At 58.2% G+C, this 14743-nt stretch carries 16 protein-coding genes; 12 read left to right on the top strand and 4 right to left on the bottom strand.

Annotated elements, in window-relative coordinates:
• Positions 1 to 77: 77 nt before the first annotated feature.
• From metG to BSF44_RS12930, 8 genes are all read left to right on the top strand, one after another.
• Positions 78 to 2129, top strand: a complete 2052-nt coding sequence (gene metG / locus BSF44_RS12965) for a methionine--tRNA ligase (protein WP_095943840.1) — start codon at positions 78 to 80, stop codon at positions 2127 to 2129.
• 221 nt (positions 2130 to 2350) lie between these two features.
• Positions 2351 to 2920: an electron transport complex protein RnfA gene (locus BSF44_RS12960; RefSeq protein ID WP_095943839.1), complete on the top strand. Its 570-nt coding sequence runs from the start codon at positions 2351 to 2353 to the stop codon at positions 2918 to 2920.
• Entirely contained in the window at positions 2917 to 3930 is a 1014-nt protein-coding gene (rsxB, locus tag BSF44_RS12955; protein ID WP_095943838.1) for an electron transport complex subunit RsxB, read from the top strand. The genes BSF44_RS12960 and rsxB overlap by 4 nt, the downstream gene beginning before the upstream one ends.
• The gene (locus tag BSF44_RS12950; RefSeq protein WP_095943837.1) at positions 3917 to 4903 is read left to right on the top strand and encodes an RnfABCDGE type electron transport complex subunit D; all 987 of its coding nucleotides are present in this window, start codon (positions 3917 to 3919) and stop codon (positions 4901 to 4903) included. Before rsxB ends, BSF44_RS12950 begins: the two co-directional genes overlap by 14 nt.
• On the top strand, positions 4900 to 5511 hold the full coding sequence (locus BSF44_RS12945) for an RnfABCDGE type electron transport complex subunit G (RefSeq protein ID WP_095943836.1): 612 nt from the start codon (positions 4900 to 4902) through the stop codon (positions 5509 to 5511). The genes BSF44_RS12950 and BSF44_RS12945 overlap by 4 nt, the downstream gene beginning before the upstream one ends.
• Positions 5504 to 6088, top strand: a complete 585-nt coding sequence (locus tag BSF44_RS12940) for an Rnf-Nqr domain containing protein (RefSeq protein ID WP_095943835.1) — start codon at positions 5504 to 5506, stop codon at positions 6086 to 6088. Before BSF44_RS12945 ends, BSF44_RS12940 begins: the two co-directional genes overlap by 8 nt.
• Positions 6089 to 6113: 25 nt before the next feature.
• Positions 6114 to 6752 carry an endonuclease III gene (gene nth / locus BSF44_RS12935; RefSeq protein WP_095943834.1) on the top strand — a complete coding sequence of 213 codons (639 nt, stop codon included), beginning with the start codon at positions 6114 to 6116 and terminating at the stop codon, positions 6750 to 6752.
• Between the two features lie 106 nt (positions 6753 to 6858).
• Positions 6859 to 7038, top strand: coding sequence for a PA3496 family putative envelope integrity protein (locus BSF44_RS12930; protein ID WP_007972325.1), 180 nt, complete (start codon positions 6859 to 6861; stop codon positions 7036 to 7038).
• An 80-nt stretch (positions 7039 to 7118) separates the two neighbouring features.
• Here the strand turns inward: BSF44_RS12930 and BSF44_RS12925 are convergent, their stop codons facing one another.
• On the bottom strand, positions 7119 to 7745 hold the full coding sequence (locus BSF44_RS12925; protein WP_008053528.1) for a response regulator transcription factor: 627 nt from the start codon (positions 7743 to 7745) through the stop codon (positions 7119 to 7121).
• A gap of 542 nt (positions 7746 to 8287) precedes the next feature.
• On the opposite strand from BSF44_RS12925, the gene BSF44_RS12920 reads away from it, so the two are divergent.
• Positions 8288 to 8986, top strand: a complete 699-nt coding sequence (locus BSF44_RS12920) for a hypothetical protein (RefSeq protein WP_095943833.1) — start codon at positions 8288 to 8290, stop codon at positions 8984 to 8986.
• A gap of 144 nt (positions 8987 to 9130) precedes the next feature.
• Here BSF44_RS12920 and BSF44_RS12915 read toward each other — a convergent pair whose 3' ends face one another.
• Positions 9131 to 10348 (bottom strand): argininosuccinate synthase, encoded by a 1218-nt coding sequence (locus tag BSF44_RS12915; protein WP_007985864.1) that lies wholly within the window; start codon positions 10346 to 10348, stop codon positions 9131 to 9133.
• 129 nt (positions 10349 to 10477) lie between these two features.
• The gene (locus BSF44_RS12910) at positions 10478 to 11383 is read right to left on the bottom strand and encodes an OmpA family protein (RefSeq protein ID WP_095943832.1); all 906 of its coding nucleotides are present in this window, start codon (positions 11381 to 11383) and stop codon (positions 10478 to 10480) included.
• Positions 11384 to 11542: 159 nt separating this feature from the next.
• On the opposite strand from BSF44_RS12910, the gene pyrC reads away from it, so the two are divergent.
• Together pyrC and rnt are read left to right on the top strand one after the other, a co-directional pair.
• Positions 11543 to 12589, top strand: coding sequence for a dihydroorotase (pyrC, locus tag BSF44_RS12905; RefSeq protein WP_008053524.1), 1047 nt, complete (start codon positions 11543 to 11545; stop codon positions 12587 to 12589).
• Entirely contained in the window at positions 12586 to 13263 is a 678-nt protein-coding gene (gene rnt, locus BSF44_RS12900) for a ribonuclease T (protein ID WP_007997489.1), read from the top strand. Before pyrC ends, rnt begins: the two co-directional genes overlap by 4 nt.
• A 195-nt stretch (positions 13264 to 13458) precedes the next feature.
• Here rnt and BSF44_RS12895 read toward each other — a convergent pair whose 3' ends face one another.
• Entirely contained in the window at positions 13459 to 14061 is a 603-nt protein-coding gene (locus BSF44_RS12895; protein WP_095943831.1) for a peroxiredoxin, read from the bottom strand.
• A 312-nt stretch (positions 14062 to 14373) separates the two neighbouring features.
• On the opposite strand from BSF44_RS12895, the gene BSF44_RS12890 reads away from it, so the two are divergent.
• The gene (locus tag BSF44_RS12890) at positions 14374 to 14592 is read left to right on the top strand and encodes a bacterioferritin-associated ferredoxin (RefSeq protein WP_095943830.1); all 219 of its coding nucleotides are present in this window, start codon (positions 14374 to 14376) and stop codon (positions 14590 to 14592) included.
• Positions 14593 to 14743: the final 151 nt, after the last annotated feature.

Genomic DNA, 14743 nt, shown 5'->3' with positions numbered 1-14743 from the left:
AACAGGCTCACAGGGTGAAAAATATGCGCCGGCGCTTTATAGTGGCCGACCTCCGTTTCATCAAGTAGCCGAGCCCCATGTCCGAGCCACGCAAGATCCTCGTCACCAGCGCCCTGCCCTATGCCAATGGTTCGATCCACCTTGGCCATATGCTGGAGTACATCCAGACCGATATGTGGGTGCGCTTCCAGAAGCACCGCGGCAATCAATGCATTTATGTCTGCGCCGACGACGCCCACGGATCGGCGATCATGCTGCGCGCGGAAAAGGAAGGCATCACCCCGGAACAACTGATCGCCAACGTCCAGGCTGAACACAGCGCCGACTTTGCCGAGTTCCTGGTGGACTTCGATAACTTCCACTCCACTCACGCCGAAGAAAACCGTGAGCTGTCGAGCCAGATCTACCTGAAGCTGCGTGACGCCGGGCACATCGCCACGCGCTCGATCACCCAGTACTTCGACCCGGAAAAGAAAATGTTCCTGGCCGACCGCTTCATCAAGGGCACCTGCCCGAAATGCGGCACCGAAGACCAGTACGGCGACAACTGCGAAAAATGCGGCGCGACCTACGCACCGACCGACCTGAAGGATCCGAAGTCGGCAATCTCCGGCGCCACCCCGGTGCTCAAGGATTCCCAGCACTTCTTCTTCAAGCTGCCAGACTTCCAGCAAATGCTGCAAACCTGGACCCGCAGCGGCACCCTGCAAGACGCCGTGGCCAACAAGATCGCCGAATGGCTGGATGCCGGCCTGCAACAGTGGGACATCTCCCGCGATGCGCCGTACTTCGGTTTTGAAATCCCCGACGAGCCGGGCAAATACTTCTACGTGTGGCTGGATGCGCCGATCGGCTACATGGCCAGCTTCAAGAACCTGTGCAACCGCACGCCGGAGCTGGACTTCGACGCGTTCTGGGGCAAGGACTCCACCGCCGAGCTGTACCACTTCATCGGCAAGGACATCGTCAACTTCCACGCCCTGTTCTGGCCAGCCATGCTCGAAGGCGCAGGGTACCGCAAGCCGACCGGGATCAACGTGCACGGCTACCTGACCGTCAACGGCCAGAAGATGTCCAAGTCCCGCGGCACCTTCATCAAGGCCCGGACCTACCTGGACCACCTGTCGCCGGAATACCTGCGCTATTACTACGCGGCCAAGCTGGGCCGCGGCGTCGACGACCTCGACCTGAACCTCGAAGACTTCGTGCAGAAGGTCAACTCCGATCTGGTGGGCAAGGTCGTCAACATCGCCAGCCGTTGTGCCGGCTTCATCAACAAGGGCAATGCCGGCGTGATGGTCGACACCAACGCCGCGCCTGAGCTGACCGAAGCCTTCCTGGCCGCCGCGCCAAGCATCGCCGACGCCTATGAAGCTCGCGACTTCGCCCGCGCCATGCGCGAAATCATGGGCCTGGCCGATCGCGCCAACGCCTGGATCGCCGACAAGGCACCGTGGTCGCTGAACAAGCAGGAAGGCAAACAGGATGAAGTCCAGGCCATCTGCGCCACCGGCGTCAATCTGTTCCGCCAACTGGTGATCTTCCTCAAGCCAGTGCTGCCGCTGCTGGCCGCCGACGCCGAGGCGTTCCTGAACGTCGCGCCGCTGACCTGGAACGACCACGCGACCTTGCTCGGCAACCACCAACTGAACGAGTTCAAGCCGTTGATGACCCGGATCGACCCGGTCAAGGTGCAAGCCATGACCGACGCCTCGAAAGAAGACCTGACCGCCAGCCAGACCGACACCGGCGCAGCCGCGCCTGCCGGCAATGGCGAACTGGCCAAGGATCCGTTGTCGCCGGAAATCGAGTTCGACACCTTTGCCGCCGTCGACCTGCGTGTCGCCCTGATCGTCAAGGCCGAACACGTGGAAGGCGCCGACAAGCTGCTGCGCCTGACCCTGGACATCGGTGACGAGCAGCGCAACGTGTTCTCCGGGATCAAGAGCGCTTACCCGGATCCGTCGAAGCTCGATGGTCGCCTGACCATGATGATCGCCAACCTCAAGCCACGGAAAATGAAGTTCGGCATCTCCGAAGGCATGGTGATGGCGGCCGGCCCTGGCGGTGAAGAGATCTACCTGCTCAGCCCTGACAGCGGCGCCAAACCGGGCCAGCGCATCAAGTAAGGTCTGCGGCAAATCGATCCCACAGTCGTGCCTGGCGCGGCTGTGGGATTTTCATGTCTGGCCCACCCTCCGTCCTTGCCGGATAATGCCTAAGCTCCTGTAGGAGCGAGCTTGCTCGCGATGGTCGTCAACGATAATGCGTGCCCACAGGTTGAACGCGGCGCTCCTGAGTCCATCGCGAGCTCGCTCCTACAAAAACTACCGTTCTTGCCGGCACGATCATGACCGAAGCACTTCTTACGCTTATCAGCGCCGCCCTGATCAACAACATCGTGTTGCATTGGCCGTTGGCCGTCGATCCGCTGTTGGCCGGTCAGCGCCGTCAGGTCCATGCCTTGGGCATTGCGACGACCTGCCTGATGCTGGTCGTGGGCATGCTCGGCTACGCGCTCTATCAATGGCTGCTGGTGCCACTGCAGTTGACGCCGCTGCGTCTGTTTGTATTTCTGCCTTTGAGCGTGTTGCTGATCAGCCCGCTGCTGAAGTTGCTGGCACGGGTGTTTTCGACACTGCCGTTCGAAGGCCTCTGGCCGTTGCTGCTGGGCAATGCCGGCGTGCTCGGCGTGGCCTTGCTCAATGCTCAGCAAGACAAGGGCTTCTTTCACGCCACAGCCCTGAGCCTCGGTGCAGGGTTGGGCTTCTGGCTGGTGTTGAGCCTGTTCACCGATTTGCGTGAACGCACGGTCGACAACGATGTTCCCCTGCCCTTTCGCGGCTTGCCGATCGACCTGATCGGCGCCGGCCTGATCGCAGTGGCCTTTCTCGGATTCAGCGGACTGATCAAAACATGAGTCTGATTCAAAGCATCGACGCACTCTTGCCGCAAACCCAATGCGGCAAGTGCGGCCACCCCGGGTGCAAGCCGTACGCCGAAGGCATCGCCAATGGCGAGCCGATCAACAAATGTCCGCCCGGCGGCAACGAAACCATTAATGCCCTGGCCGAACTGCTGAAGGTGCCGGTGCTGGAGCTGGATGTCAGCCGTGGCTCGGCCCCGGCGCAGATCGCCTACATCCGCGAGGCCGAGTGCATTGGTTGCACCAAGTGCATTCAGGCCTGCCCGGTCGATGCCATCGTCGGCGCGGCCAAACTGATGCACACGGTGATCATCGATGAGTGCACCGGTTGCGACCTCTGCGTGGCACCCTGTCCGGTGGACTGTATCGAAATGCGCCCGTTGCTGCCGAACACGGTACTGCCCGTTGTCGGGGGCCTGGCCCTCACACCGCAGGCGCGGCAGGCCCGTACCCTCAAGCGCGATCATGCACGGCGCCGCTTCGAACAACGCAATGCTCGCTTGCAGCGTGAGGAGCAACAGAAAATCGCCGAGCGCCAGGCAAGGCAACGAGCCGCGCAACCTGCGGCGGCGGCAGCCGACCCGGTGCAGGCGGCTCTCGAGCGCGTCCGCGCACAGAAAACCGCCAATGCCGATGCCGCGCTGAAAAAGGCCAAGATCGATGTAGCGATGAGTCGGGCGCAGTTGCACAAATCGCTGAAGGCCTTTGGGCATCCGCCGACCTTTGAACAGCAATCGCAGTTGATCGTCCTGCAACAGCAGTTCGAAGCCGCCGAACAAAACCTGGCGCAACTGGAAAGCGTCGCCCCAGCTGCCCCGGCGCCGACGGCCGCAGTTGTGTCGTCAAATGATGCCGATCTGAAACGGGCCAAGATCCAGTTGGCCATGCGCCGCGCCGAACTCAAGAAGGCTCGGGCCAACGAAGCACCGGCGGAGCAAATCGAAGCCCTGGAGCGCGCACTCGGTGAAGCCGAACGCCTGGTGGACGCCCATGCCAGCCCTTGATGCCGTGGATGATCGCCTGCAACAGGCGATGAAACTGGTGCTGTTGGCCACGCTGCCGGGAGTTCTGGCGGCGTTCTGGCTGTATGGCTGGGGCGTGTTGATCAATCTGGTTCTGGCGGCCACTGCCGCGTTGGCCGTCGAGGCCGCCGTCGTGCATTTGCGCCAGCGACCGCCGGGGCCAACCTTGAGTGACGGTAGCGCGCTGGTCAGTGCCACATTGCTGGCTCTGGCGCTGCCGCCTTACTGCCCATGGTGGCTGACCCTCAGTGCTGCCACTTTTGCGATGGTGTTCGGCAAGCACTTGTATGGCGGCGTCGCTTCGAATCCCTTCAACCCGGCGATGCTCGGTTTTGCCTTGGTACTGGTGACCTTTCCCCAACCAATGACCCTTTGGCCATCGCCCCATGGCATGGATCTGCTGAGCGGTTTACAGCACGTGTTCGGCGTCGGCCACGCGCCGGATGCGTGGGTGCAGGCCACGGCACTGGACAGTCTGCGGATCAACAAAAGCCTGACCATGGATGAACTGTTTGCCGGCAACCCGGCATTCGGCCACTTAGGCGGTCGGGGAGTGGAATGGGTGAACCTGGCCTTTGTGGCGGGTGGAATGTTTCTGCTGCAGCGAAGGGTGATCAGTTGGCATGCACCGGTCGGCATGCTGGCCAGCCTGTTCATCATCAGCCTGCTGTGCTGGAACGGTTCGGGCTCCGACTCCCATGGCTCGCCGTTGTTTCATTTGCTGACCGGCGCGACCATGCTGGGGGCGTTCTTCATCATTACCGAACCGGTGTCCGGCGCCAGAAGCCCTCGCGCGAAGTTACTGTTCGGCGTCGGCGTCGGGCTTCTGACTTATCTGATTCGTACCTGGGGTGGCTACCCGGACGGCATCGCCTTCGCCGTGCTGTTGATGAACCTGTGCGTGCCGGCGCTGGAGCGGTTCGTGGCGGCCAGGCAACAACCGGAGGCGCCATGAGCCGGACATCAAGCTTCGCGCTTGTGGTGCTTTTGGCCGCTCTGGGCCCTGGCATGACCTACTTCGTGCAACTCGGCAGCGCTCCACGCATTGCAGCCGAACAGCACCTGATCGACAGCCGTCATCTGCTGGACCTGATCGCGCCGGACAGCTACGACAATCAACCACTCGAACACCCGATAAAAATTGAAGCAGCCGCACTGACCAACAGCACCTTGCTGGGTGGTTATCTGGCGACCCGGGGCGATCAACCCGTCGCGGTGTTGCTGCGCAGTCAAACCCTTGGCTACGCCGGTGCCATCGAGCTGTTGATCGCTGTCGATGCCAACGGCAGGTTGCTGGGCGTCAAAACCCTCAAACAGTCGGAAACACCAGGACTGGGCGCGCGGATCGCCGACTGGCCCAATGCCTGGCTCCAGGTTTTTTCCGGCAAGTCTCGAACAGAACCCGGTGACAGCGGCTGGGCGCTGAAAAAGGATCAGGGGCAATTCGATCAGATCGCAGGCGCAACCATCACCTCAAGAGCGGTGATCAATGCCGTCCACGACGCCTTGCGCTACTTCGATGAACACCGGCAACATCTGCTTGGAATCCCTGCCCATGGATAATTCATCGACTCTGCGCAACGCCTTGATGCTGACGCCACTGATCGGCGCCACTCACTCGCTGATGGCCGCGGTTGGTCTGTGCCTGATGTTCATGGTGGTGACTCAGCTGTTCAGTCTGGCCATGGGCGCCCTGCGATCCCGACTGGTCCCGGCGACCCGCTTGCTGGCCAGCATCCTGTTGGCGGCCACGCTCACCAGTTGCGCGGAACTCATGGCACAAGCCTGGTCGCTGCAATGGCAGCAGCATCTGGGGTTTTACAGCGCCTTGATCGCCTTGCAATGCGTCGTACTGGAACACACCGGGTTCTTTCAGAACGATTGGCGTCAACGTCTGCGACTCAACGGCCTGTTTGCCGCGCTAATGATCGCGCTGGGCCTGCTGCGCGAACTCATCGGCAACGGAACACTTGGAAACCATCTATCGTGGCTGTTCGACGCAACACAAACTGACTGGCAAGGCTGGGTGCTGGCGGCTGATGGTGGCCTGCGCCTGGCCACATTGGTCCCCGGCGGGTTCATTCTGCTCGGACTGCTGATCGCCGCCTGGCAGGCCTCGCGCCCAGCGCCCACACATTGATTGCCTTCGAGGAAACGTACTGCCCATGAATGCCGCAAAACGTCTGGAAATTTTCCGCAGACTGCACGAGGACAACCCGGAACCGAAGACCGAGCTGGCCTATTCCTCAGCGTTCGAATTGCTGATTGCCGTGATTCTCTCGGCGCAGTCGACCGATGTCGGCGTCAACAAAGCCACAGCCAGGCTGTTCCCGGTCGCCAATACCCCGGCAGCGATCCATGCCCTGGGTGTAGAGGGGTTGTCGGAGTACATCAAGACCATCGGTCTGTACAACAGCAAAGCGAAAAACGTGATCGAAACCTGCCGCTTGCTGGTCGAGCGTCACGCCGGTGAAGTGCCACAAACCCGCGAAGAGCTGGAAGCACTGCCCGGCGTCGGCCGCAAGACCGCCAATGTGGTGCTCAATACGGCATTCCGTCAGCTGACCATGGCCGTCGACACGCATATCTTCAGGGTCAGCAACCGGACGGGTATTGCTCCCGGCAAGAATGTGGTGGAAGTCGAGAAGAAACTGATGAAATTCGTGCCCAAGGAGTACCTGCTCGACTCCCATCACTGGCTGATCCTTCATGGCCGCTATGTTTGCCTGGCCCGCAAGCCCCGTTGCGGAAGCTGCCGGATCGAGGACTTGTGCGAATACAAGCACAAAACCTCCGACGATTGAGGCGCTATTAGGTTTATTGATTTGTCGATTGAAAAAATCTTTTTTACCCGCCGGGAGATTGTCGATATAAGGAGCGCCAAAGGCCTTCTTAGCCTGGAGCAACTAAATGAGTACTGGCAAAGAGCAATTGGACGTAGAAGACGATTTCACCACCGCCGAAACCGATGACGCTGAGCCGGTGGTTGAAGTTGCGAAAACTAATCTGAGCAAACGCCGCACCATCGACAACCTGCTGGAGGAGCGCCGACTGCAAAAGCAATTGGCCGATTACGATTTTGACTTATGACACCTGAAAGCCTCCCGAAACGGAGGCTTTTTTCTAAGTGCCATACCCCGCCAGGCGCTCCTTGTCGCGCCGTTACGCCATCACACCAGACCATTGCGCTGTGCCAGCTCGATCAGATCGACCAGAGACCGCGCATTCAGCTTGAGCAACAGGCGAGTCTTGTAAGTACTGACTGTTTTATTACTGAGAAACATCCCATCGGCAATCTCTTTATTGGTCTTTCCTCGGGCCAACTGTTGCAGGACCATCATTTCCCGTCCCGACAAGCGATCAACCATATCGGCCTCACTGGCATTCCCCAAACTGCAACGCACGGTATGCAAGGCTTGATTAGGAAAGTAACTGTAACCTGACAACACGGCCTTTATTGCACTGAGCAACTCCGTGAGGTCTTGTTGTTTGCAGACATAACCGGCTGCACCGGATTGCATGCAACGCATCGAAAAATGTCCCGGCGCCTGGGAAGTCAAAATCAGCACTTTCATCGGCATTGAAGTCGAAGACAAACGCGCGATGACTTCCAACCCGTCCAGCTTCGGAATCCCGATATCCAGAATGACAATGTCCGGCATAAGTTCACGGGCTAGTTGCAGTGCATCCACACCATTATCGGTTTCTGCAATAACTTCGTAGCCATGACGCTCCATTAGCATACGTACCGCAAGACGAATGACGGGGTGATCATCCACGATCAGCACTTTATTCATGGGCAAGTCCAATTTTCGCTGTTCGAATTTTTAGAGCCCGCACAATAGCCTAGTCGTTTCACCCATGGCATGTCGCCCCTCCCGGCCACCCACACCAAGAGACATACCCTACAAACAACACGGATTTCTCCTACAAAAATCCCTCGAACAGAGTGAATTGAAAACTGTATCAGCGTCAGTGTGTCGCACTTTCCAGCAGCCATCCCTGTCGATTTACGACCAAAATTTTCCGAGTGCCAGTTTGATCGGTCGTGCCCCGACAAACACTAGCCGCTATCTCCCCGTTAAAACGTAACTGATATTTTCGTGTTCAACACTCACACCAGAAATATCACACACCCAGCATCCAATTACTCTTACAGAAAATAATATTTTTTGAGCAATCATTAAAACACCCCCCATTCAAGAATTCGAAGAGCAATACAGAAAACAAATAAAACCAGTCAAAAACCAACAAGCAATAAAAATCACTACAATAACCACCACATCAGACCAACCCCATAAACCACTCGAGAACAGACAATCCGGCATGAGTACAGAACATGATAAAAAAACGAATCACCAACCCAATGACAATTATCGCGATATTCGCAGCGCTCTCTGAGACTTCGGCAGCCGTCTCTCTACCCTTCCTTGATCAGGAAGAAAGAGAACTCTACGTCTGGTTCCTGATCAGTTTTCCGTTCTATCTGCTTTTACTTTTTTTCGCGACACTCAACTTCAACTATAAATCACTTTATGCGCCCTCGGACTTTGAAAAGGGCAAGCACTTCATGAAGGTTATGGATGATGTTGGGCGCTCGGAAAAAAAAGCGTGCGCAAAGCCGTCTGAAAACCCCGGTCTGGAAACGTCGACGAATGACTGGCAGTCAGCTCGCATGCCCTGTGGCGCGCAGGACCCGCCAACCGGGATCGGTCTGCAAACCACTGTCTCCGTTCAGCATCACCTTCAGTTACCGGAACCGGTAAAAGACCTGTACATCGTTGATGTACGCTGGATGAGCGAAGAGGTCGAGTTTGGAGCGCTGCTGGAGAAAATCCAGAGGCCACGGGAAAAGACGGCGTACGTGATTCTGTTTGTCACTTGTGCCGTTTCGGAGAAATTACTGAAAGCCAGTGCGCTTGTACATTCAAAGCAGGCCAGCAAGCGCAGTGCCGACTTTCATGTGGCCTACAATCCGGACTCGCACAGGTTGTCGGTCATTGATCAGGCCGGGCAACCGGCAAACAACAACCCATAGAACAGGCTATTGGAAGGATAAAAACAGGAAATCATCAGCGCAAACGAAAACACCCGACCACGCAGTAACTGGTGTCATACCCCGTTTTCAGGTACCTGACCCCGTCGAGGACGAGGTCAGGTATCCATCACGATTTCAAAGGTCTCAGAACAGCTTCCGGCCTTTGTTCGCCGCAATGCGCATGCGCAGGGCATTGAGCTTGATGAAGCCCGCTGCATCCGCCTGGTTGTACGCGCCGCCATCTTCTTCGAAGGTAGCGATGTTGGCATCGAACAGCGAGTCGTCGGACTTGCGGCCAGTGACGATCACATTGCCCTTGTACAGCTTCAGGCGCACAACGCCGTTCACATTGACCTGGGACGCATCGATCATCTGTTGCAGCATCAGACGCTCAGGGCTCCACCAGTAGCCGGTGTAGATCAGGCTGGCGTACTTGGGCATCAACTCGTCTTTGAGGTGAGCCACTTCGCGGTCCAGGGTGATCGATTCGATCGCACGGTGGGCACGCAACATGATGGTGCCGCCAGGCGTTTCGTAGCAGCCACGGGACTTCATGCCCACGTAACGGTTTTCGACGATGTCGAGACGGCCGATACCGTGCTCACCACCGATACGGTTCAGGGTCGCCAGTACGGTGGCCGGAGTCATTTCGACGCCGTCCAGCGCGACGATGTCGCCGTTGCGGTAGGTCAGTTCCAGGTACTGCGGTTTGTCTGGAGCGTTTTCCGGGGAAACGGTCCAGCGCCACATGTCTTCTTCGTGCTCGGTCCAGGTGTCTTCCAGCACGCCGCCTTCATAGGAGATGTGCAGCAGGTTGGCATCCATGGAGTACGGGGACTTCTTCTTGCCGTGGCGCTCGATCGGGATCGCGTGCTTATCGGCGTAGTCCATCAGCTTTTCACGGGACAGCAGGTCCCATTCGCGCCAAGGGGCAATCACTTTCACACCAGGCTTCAAGGCGTATGCACCGAGCTCGAAACGAACCTGGTCGTTACCCTTGCCGGTGGCGCCATGGGAAATGGCGTCAGCGCCGGTTTCGTTGGCAATTTCGATCAGGCGCTTGGCGATCAGCGGACGAGCGATGGAAGTACCCAGCAGGTACTCGCCTTCGTAAACGGTGTTGGCGCGGAACATCGGGAAAACGAAATCGCGCACGAACTCTTCGCGCAAATCGTCGATGTAGATCTCTTTGACGCCCATGGCCTGAGCCTTGGCGCGTGCAGGTTCGACCTCTTCGCCCTGACCCAGGTCAGCGGTGAAGGTCACCACTTCACAGTTATAAGTATCCTGCAGCCACTTGAGGATCACCGAAGTGTCCAGGCCGCCGGAATACGCCAGAACGACCTTGTTTACGTCCGCCATGCCATCACTCCACGGGGTTCTACGGAAAGCCGTGAAGTCTACCGCTCATGCAGAATAATTTACAGTGGCGCGACAGCTTATGACGACGAAGCGACAGATTATGTCGAGGGCGCGACGATGACCAAATAGTCAGGAAGTTGCCGAAACGGCCGCTTTCGTCGCTTGCGGGGCGACTTGTTCCACTGGTGCTCCGCGCTCCAGGCGCACCGCCACTCGACGGTTCTTCGCGCGGTTGGTGTTGTTGGTGTTAGGCGCCACCGGATAACGCTCGCCATGGAAACGCATAGTGATTTGCGATTCCTGGATGCCGTTGGCCTTGAAGAATTCCATCACTGCCAGGGCTCGGCGCCGCGACAGGTCGCGGTTGGTCAGGCGGTTGCCGCTGTTGTCGGAGTGACCGTCGAGCTCGATATGATTGACCGTCGGATCGGCCTTCATGTACTCCAGCATCACCTGCAATTTGGCTTTTGCGGCGCTGTCGAGTTCGATTCCGCCGCCGGGGAAGCCTATTTCGGATTGTTTCACCTGTTCGAAATTCTGTGGCAACAGTTTCGCGACACACCCCTGATAGTCGGCAAACGCTTTCGTGAACCTGACCGGCAACAAGCGTACTTCCGACACCCGCCCATCCCCCGAGGAATGTCGAACCACCGGGCTGCGACCGTCCATCAGGCCACTGATCAGGCGCCCGGCCTGAACCTTAGAGCTGTTGAACAATACGTTGCCACTACCAATCCTCACGGTGCCCAGGTTGATGTCTTCACGCCCCGGTTGCCACGGCGCCGCAGCGGCCAGCAGCGTCGCCGAGCCACCGCCAATCATCGGGTTGTAGGCCTTCAGACGAAACGTCGCCTGCTCGCCGGCACGACGCACGAACTCGCCCGAACCGAAATCGGTGATCGGCTGAGTCAGGCGGCATTCGAACTTGTCACCTTCTACCGTCCACTCAATGTTCTCCAGACGGGTCTGGAAAGTGAGCGCCATCGCCGGAAGGCTGGCAAACACACTGAGCAAGGCTAAATAACGCTGGCGCACGGGAGGCTCCACTGGCTTCTACAACAAAAAGACTGACACACACATGTTTACGGCATACCTGTTGGATATCGGAAGCTTCCTGCAAAACTTGATAGCGAGTGCCTGCAAGAGTCTTTTCCGGTAGCATTCCCTTGAGTTTGACCCGCCTGGAATCCCCTCATGTCCGACCGCCTGACCCTGCTGCGTCCCGACGACTGGCATATTCATCTTCGCGATGGTGCCGTGTTGACCAATACCGTCGCGGATGTCGCGCGCACCTTTGGCCGCGCCATCATCATGCCCAACCTGGTTCCACCAGTGCGCAACGCGGCCGAAGCCGACGGCTATCGCCAGCGGATTCTCGCTGCCCGCCCGGCCGGCAGCCTGTTCGAGCCACTGATGGTCCTGTACCTGACCGACCGCACCCAGCCTGAAGAAATTCGCGAGGCCAAGGCCAGCGGATTCATTCACGCCGCCAAGCTGTACCCGGCCGGCGCGACCACCAACTCGGATTCTGGCGTCACCAGCATCGACAAGATCTTCCCTGCACTCGAGGCCATGGCCGAAGTCGGGATGCCATTGTTGGTCCACGGTGAAGTCACCCGGGGCGATGTCGACGTGTTCGACCGCGAAAAAATCTTCATCGACGAGCACATGCGTCGTGTGGTCGAGCGTTTCCCGACCCTCAAAGTGGTCTTCGAACACATCACCACCGCGGACGCCGTGCAGTTCGTCAACTCGGCCTCGGCCAACGTGGGCGCGACCATCACCGCGCATCACCTGCTGTACAACCGCAACCACATGCTGGTGGGCGGGATTCGGCCGCACTTCTATTGCCTGCCGATCCTCAAGCGCAATACCCACCAGGAAGCCCTGCTCGACGCCGCCACCAGCGGCAGCGAGAAGTTCTTCCTCGGCACCGACTCGGCCCCCCACGCCCAGCACGCCAAGGAAGCGGCCTGCGGTTGCGCCGGTTGCTACACCGCCTATGCGGCCATCGAGATGTATGCCGAGGCCTTCGAACAGCGCAATGCGCTGGACAAGCTCGAGGCCTTCGCCAGCCTCAACGGCCCGCGCTTCTATGGCCTGCCGGCCAACACCGATCGCATCACCCTGGTCCGCGAAGAGTGGACCGCCCCGACCAGCCTGCCATTTGGCGAGCTGACCGTTATCCCGCTGCGCGCCGGTGAAAAACTGCGCTGGCGCCTGCTGGAGGAACACGCGTGAGTGAAGACCATTTCGACGACGAACTGGAAGGCAATGGCGGCGGAGGCGGCCCTCGTCATCCAATGGCGGCAAGGTTCCGTGGTTACCTGCCGGTTGTCGTCGATGTAGAGACCGGTGGCTTCAATTCGGCCACCGACGCCCTGCTGGAGATCGCCGCGACCACCATCGCCATGGATGAAAAGGGTTTTGTTTACCCGGATCACACCTACTTCTTCCGTGTCGAGCCGTTCGAAGGCGCGAACATCGAAGCGGCGGCCCTGGAGTTTACCGGGATCAAGCTCGATCACCCGCTGCGCATGGCGGTGAGCGAAGAGTCAGCCCTGAACGATATCTTCCGTGGCGTGCGCAAGGCCCTCAAGGCCAATGGCTGCAAACGGGCGATTCTGGTCGGGCATAACAGCAGCTTCGACCTGGGCTTCCTCAATGCAGCGGTTGCGCGGCTGGACATGAAGCGCAACCCGTTCCATCCGTTCTCCAGTTTCGATACCGCAACGCTCGCCGGCCTCGCTTACGGCCAGACCGTACTGGCCAAGGCTTGCCAGGCAGCGGACATCGACTTCGACGGTCGCGAGGCTCACTCGGCTCGCTATGACACCGAGAAGACGGCAGAGCTGTTCTGCGGCATCGTCAATCGCTGGAAACAGATGGGTGGCTGGGAAGACTTCAACGATTGATGTTGCTGGCTCTTTGTAGGAGCGAGCCTGCTCGCGATGGTCTTCAACGATGACGCTGGGAGCCTGACACCCCGCGGTGTTCTCAAGTCCATCGCGAGCAAGCTCGCTCCTACAGAGAGCAAAAAACGCCCATAAAAAAACCGGCCTCGACGGCCGGTTTTTTTATACCTGCTTTTTACAGCGGGAGCGTACGCCTTACAGAGCGGCAGCGTGCTCGGTCAGGTAAGCGGCAACGCCTTCTGGCGAAGCGTTCATGCCTTTGTCGCCTTTTTTCCAGTTGGCAGGGCAGACTTCGCCGTGCTCTTCGTGGAATTGCAGAGCGTCGACCAGACGGATCAGCTCTTCCATGTTACGACCCAGCGGCAGGTCGTTGATGATCTGCGAACGGACAACGCCTTTGTCGTCGATCAGGAACGCGCCACGGAATGCCACGCCGTCAGCGGACTGAACGTCGTAGGCCTTCATGATGTCCTGCTTGATGTCGGCAGCCATGGTGTAGCGAACCTGGCCGATACCGCCGCTGTTCACTGGAGTGTTGCGCCATGCGTTGTGGGTGAAGTGCGAGTCGATCGAAACAGCGATCACTTCAACGTTGCGTGCCTTGAACTCAGACATGCGGTTGTCCAGAGCGATCAGCTCGGACGGGCAAACGAAGGTGAAGTCCAGCGGGTAGAAGAACACCAGGCCGTATTTGCCTTTGATCGCCGAGGACAGGGTGAAGCTGTCAACGATCTCGCCATTGCCGAGTACGGCCGGTACGGTGAAGTCAGGGGCTTGTTTGCCTACGAGTACGCTCATTGGATATCTCCTGGTGTAATAGCGTGAGAAACAGGGTTCGCATCAGCCTGCCACCCTGAGGCGACAGCCCTGTGACACGATCCCCGGTCGCAAAAGACCGACCATCATACACCGCGTGTTTGAGCTGGCTTAGCTGTTTTTTTCCCCGTCCGATGAAATCCCCGACGGTTTTGGATCACCGATTTGCCAGGCCGACCGTTCGTCAGCCATACCCGCTTATGGCGAAAAGTGCTCTGAAACCACTTTGACAATCATTCTCGTTAACATTAAGATCCATCGCAATTGAGTCACAATCAGCGACGGACCTTCCTTATGTATGTTTGCCTCTGCACTGGCGTCACCGACGGTCAAATCCGCGATGCGATCTATGAAGGATGCTGCAGCTACAAGGAAGTCCGTGTGGCTACCGGCGTTGCCAGTCAGTGCGGCAAATGTGCCTGCCTCGCCAAGGAAGTGGTCCGCGAGACCTTGACCAAACTGCAATCGGCCCAGGCTGCAATTCCTTTTCCAGCAGAATTTACAGCCGCTTAAATATCGAATTTCAAAGAACCGGACATATGTCCGGTTTTTTTATGCCTCAAAATCAACTAGTTATGCTCCAGACGCGGAACACAAACATTCTTATTCCGATTAATTTTCATTTAAGTTTCAATAACTTAGGTTTGACACTATTAAATACCCG

Origin of the sequence: Pseudomonas sp. ACN8, assembly GCF_002303925.1 — a bacterium.
Classification (GTDB): Bacteria; Pseudomonadota; Gammaproteobacteria; order Pseudomonadales; family Pseudomonadaceae; genus Aquipseudomonas.
Note: the sequence above shows the minus strand (reverse complement) of the source record. Positions and strands in the feature narration are given on the sequence as shown.

Bases quoted from the DNA above. Each gene is read 5' to 3' on its own strand.
- BSF44_RS12950 (WP_095943837.1), top strand. From the start codon at position 3,917: ATGCCAGCCCTTGATGCCGTGGATGATCGCCTGCAACAGGCGATGAAA.
- BSF44_RS12890 (WP_095943830.1), top strand. From the start codon at position 14,374: ATGTATGTTTGCCTCTGCACTGGCGTCACCGACGGTCAAATCCGCGAT.
- metG (WP_095943840.1), top strand. From the start codon at position 78: ATGTCCGAGCCACGCAAGATCCTCGTCACCAGCGCCCTGCCCTATGCC.
- BSF44_RS12895 (WP_095943831.1), bottom strand. From the start codon at position 14,061: ATGAGCGTACTCGTAGGCAAACAAGCCCCTGACTTCACCGTACCGGCC.
- BSF44_RS12930 (WP_007972325.1), top strand. From the start codon at position 6,859: ATGAGTACTGGCAAAGAGCAATTGGACGTAGAAGACGATTTCACCACC.
- rsxB (WP_095943838.1), top strand. From the start codon at position 2,917: ATGAGTCTGATTCAAAGCATCGACGCACTCTTGCCGCAAACCCAATGC.
- BSF44_RS12940 (WP_095943835.1), top strand. From the start codon at position 5,504: ATGGATAATTCATCGACTCTGCGCAACGCCTTGATGCTGACGCCACTG.
- pyrC (WP_008053524.1), top strand. From the start codon at position 11,543: ATGTCCGACCGCCTGACCCTGCTGCGTCCCGACGACTGGCATATTCAT.
- BSF44_RS12920 (WP_095943833.1), top strand. From the start codon at position 8,288: ATGATAAAAAAACGAATCACCAACCCAATGACAATTATCGCGATATTC.
- BSF44_RS12945 (WP_095943836.1), top strand. From the start codon at position 4,900: ATGAGCCGGACATCAAGCTTCGCGCTTGTGGTGCTTTTGGCCGCTCTG.
- BSF44_RS12915 (WP_007985864.1), bottom strand. From the start codon at position 10,348: ATGGCGGACGTAAACAAGGTCGTTCTGGCGTATTCCGGCGGCCTGGAC.
- nth (WP_095943834.1), top strand. From the start codon at position 6,114: ATGAATGCCGCAAAACGTCTGGAAATTTTCCGCAGACTGCACGAGGAC.
- BSF44_RS12960 (WP_095943839.1), top strand. From the start codon at position 2,351: ATGACCGAAGCACTTCTTACGCTTATCAGCGCCGCCCTGATCAACAAC.
- BSF44_RS12925 (WP_008053528.1), bottom strand. From the start codon at position 7,745: ATGAATAAAGTGCTGATCGTGGATGATCACCCCGTCATTCGTCTTGCG.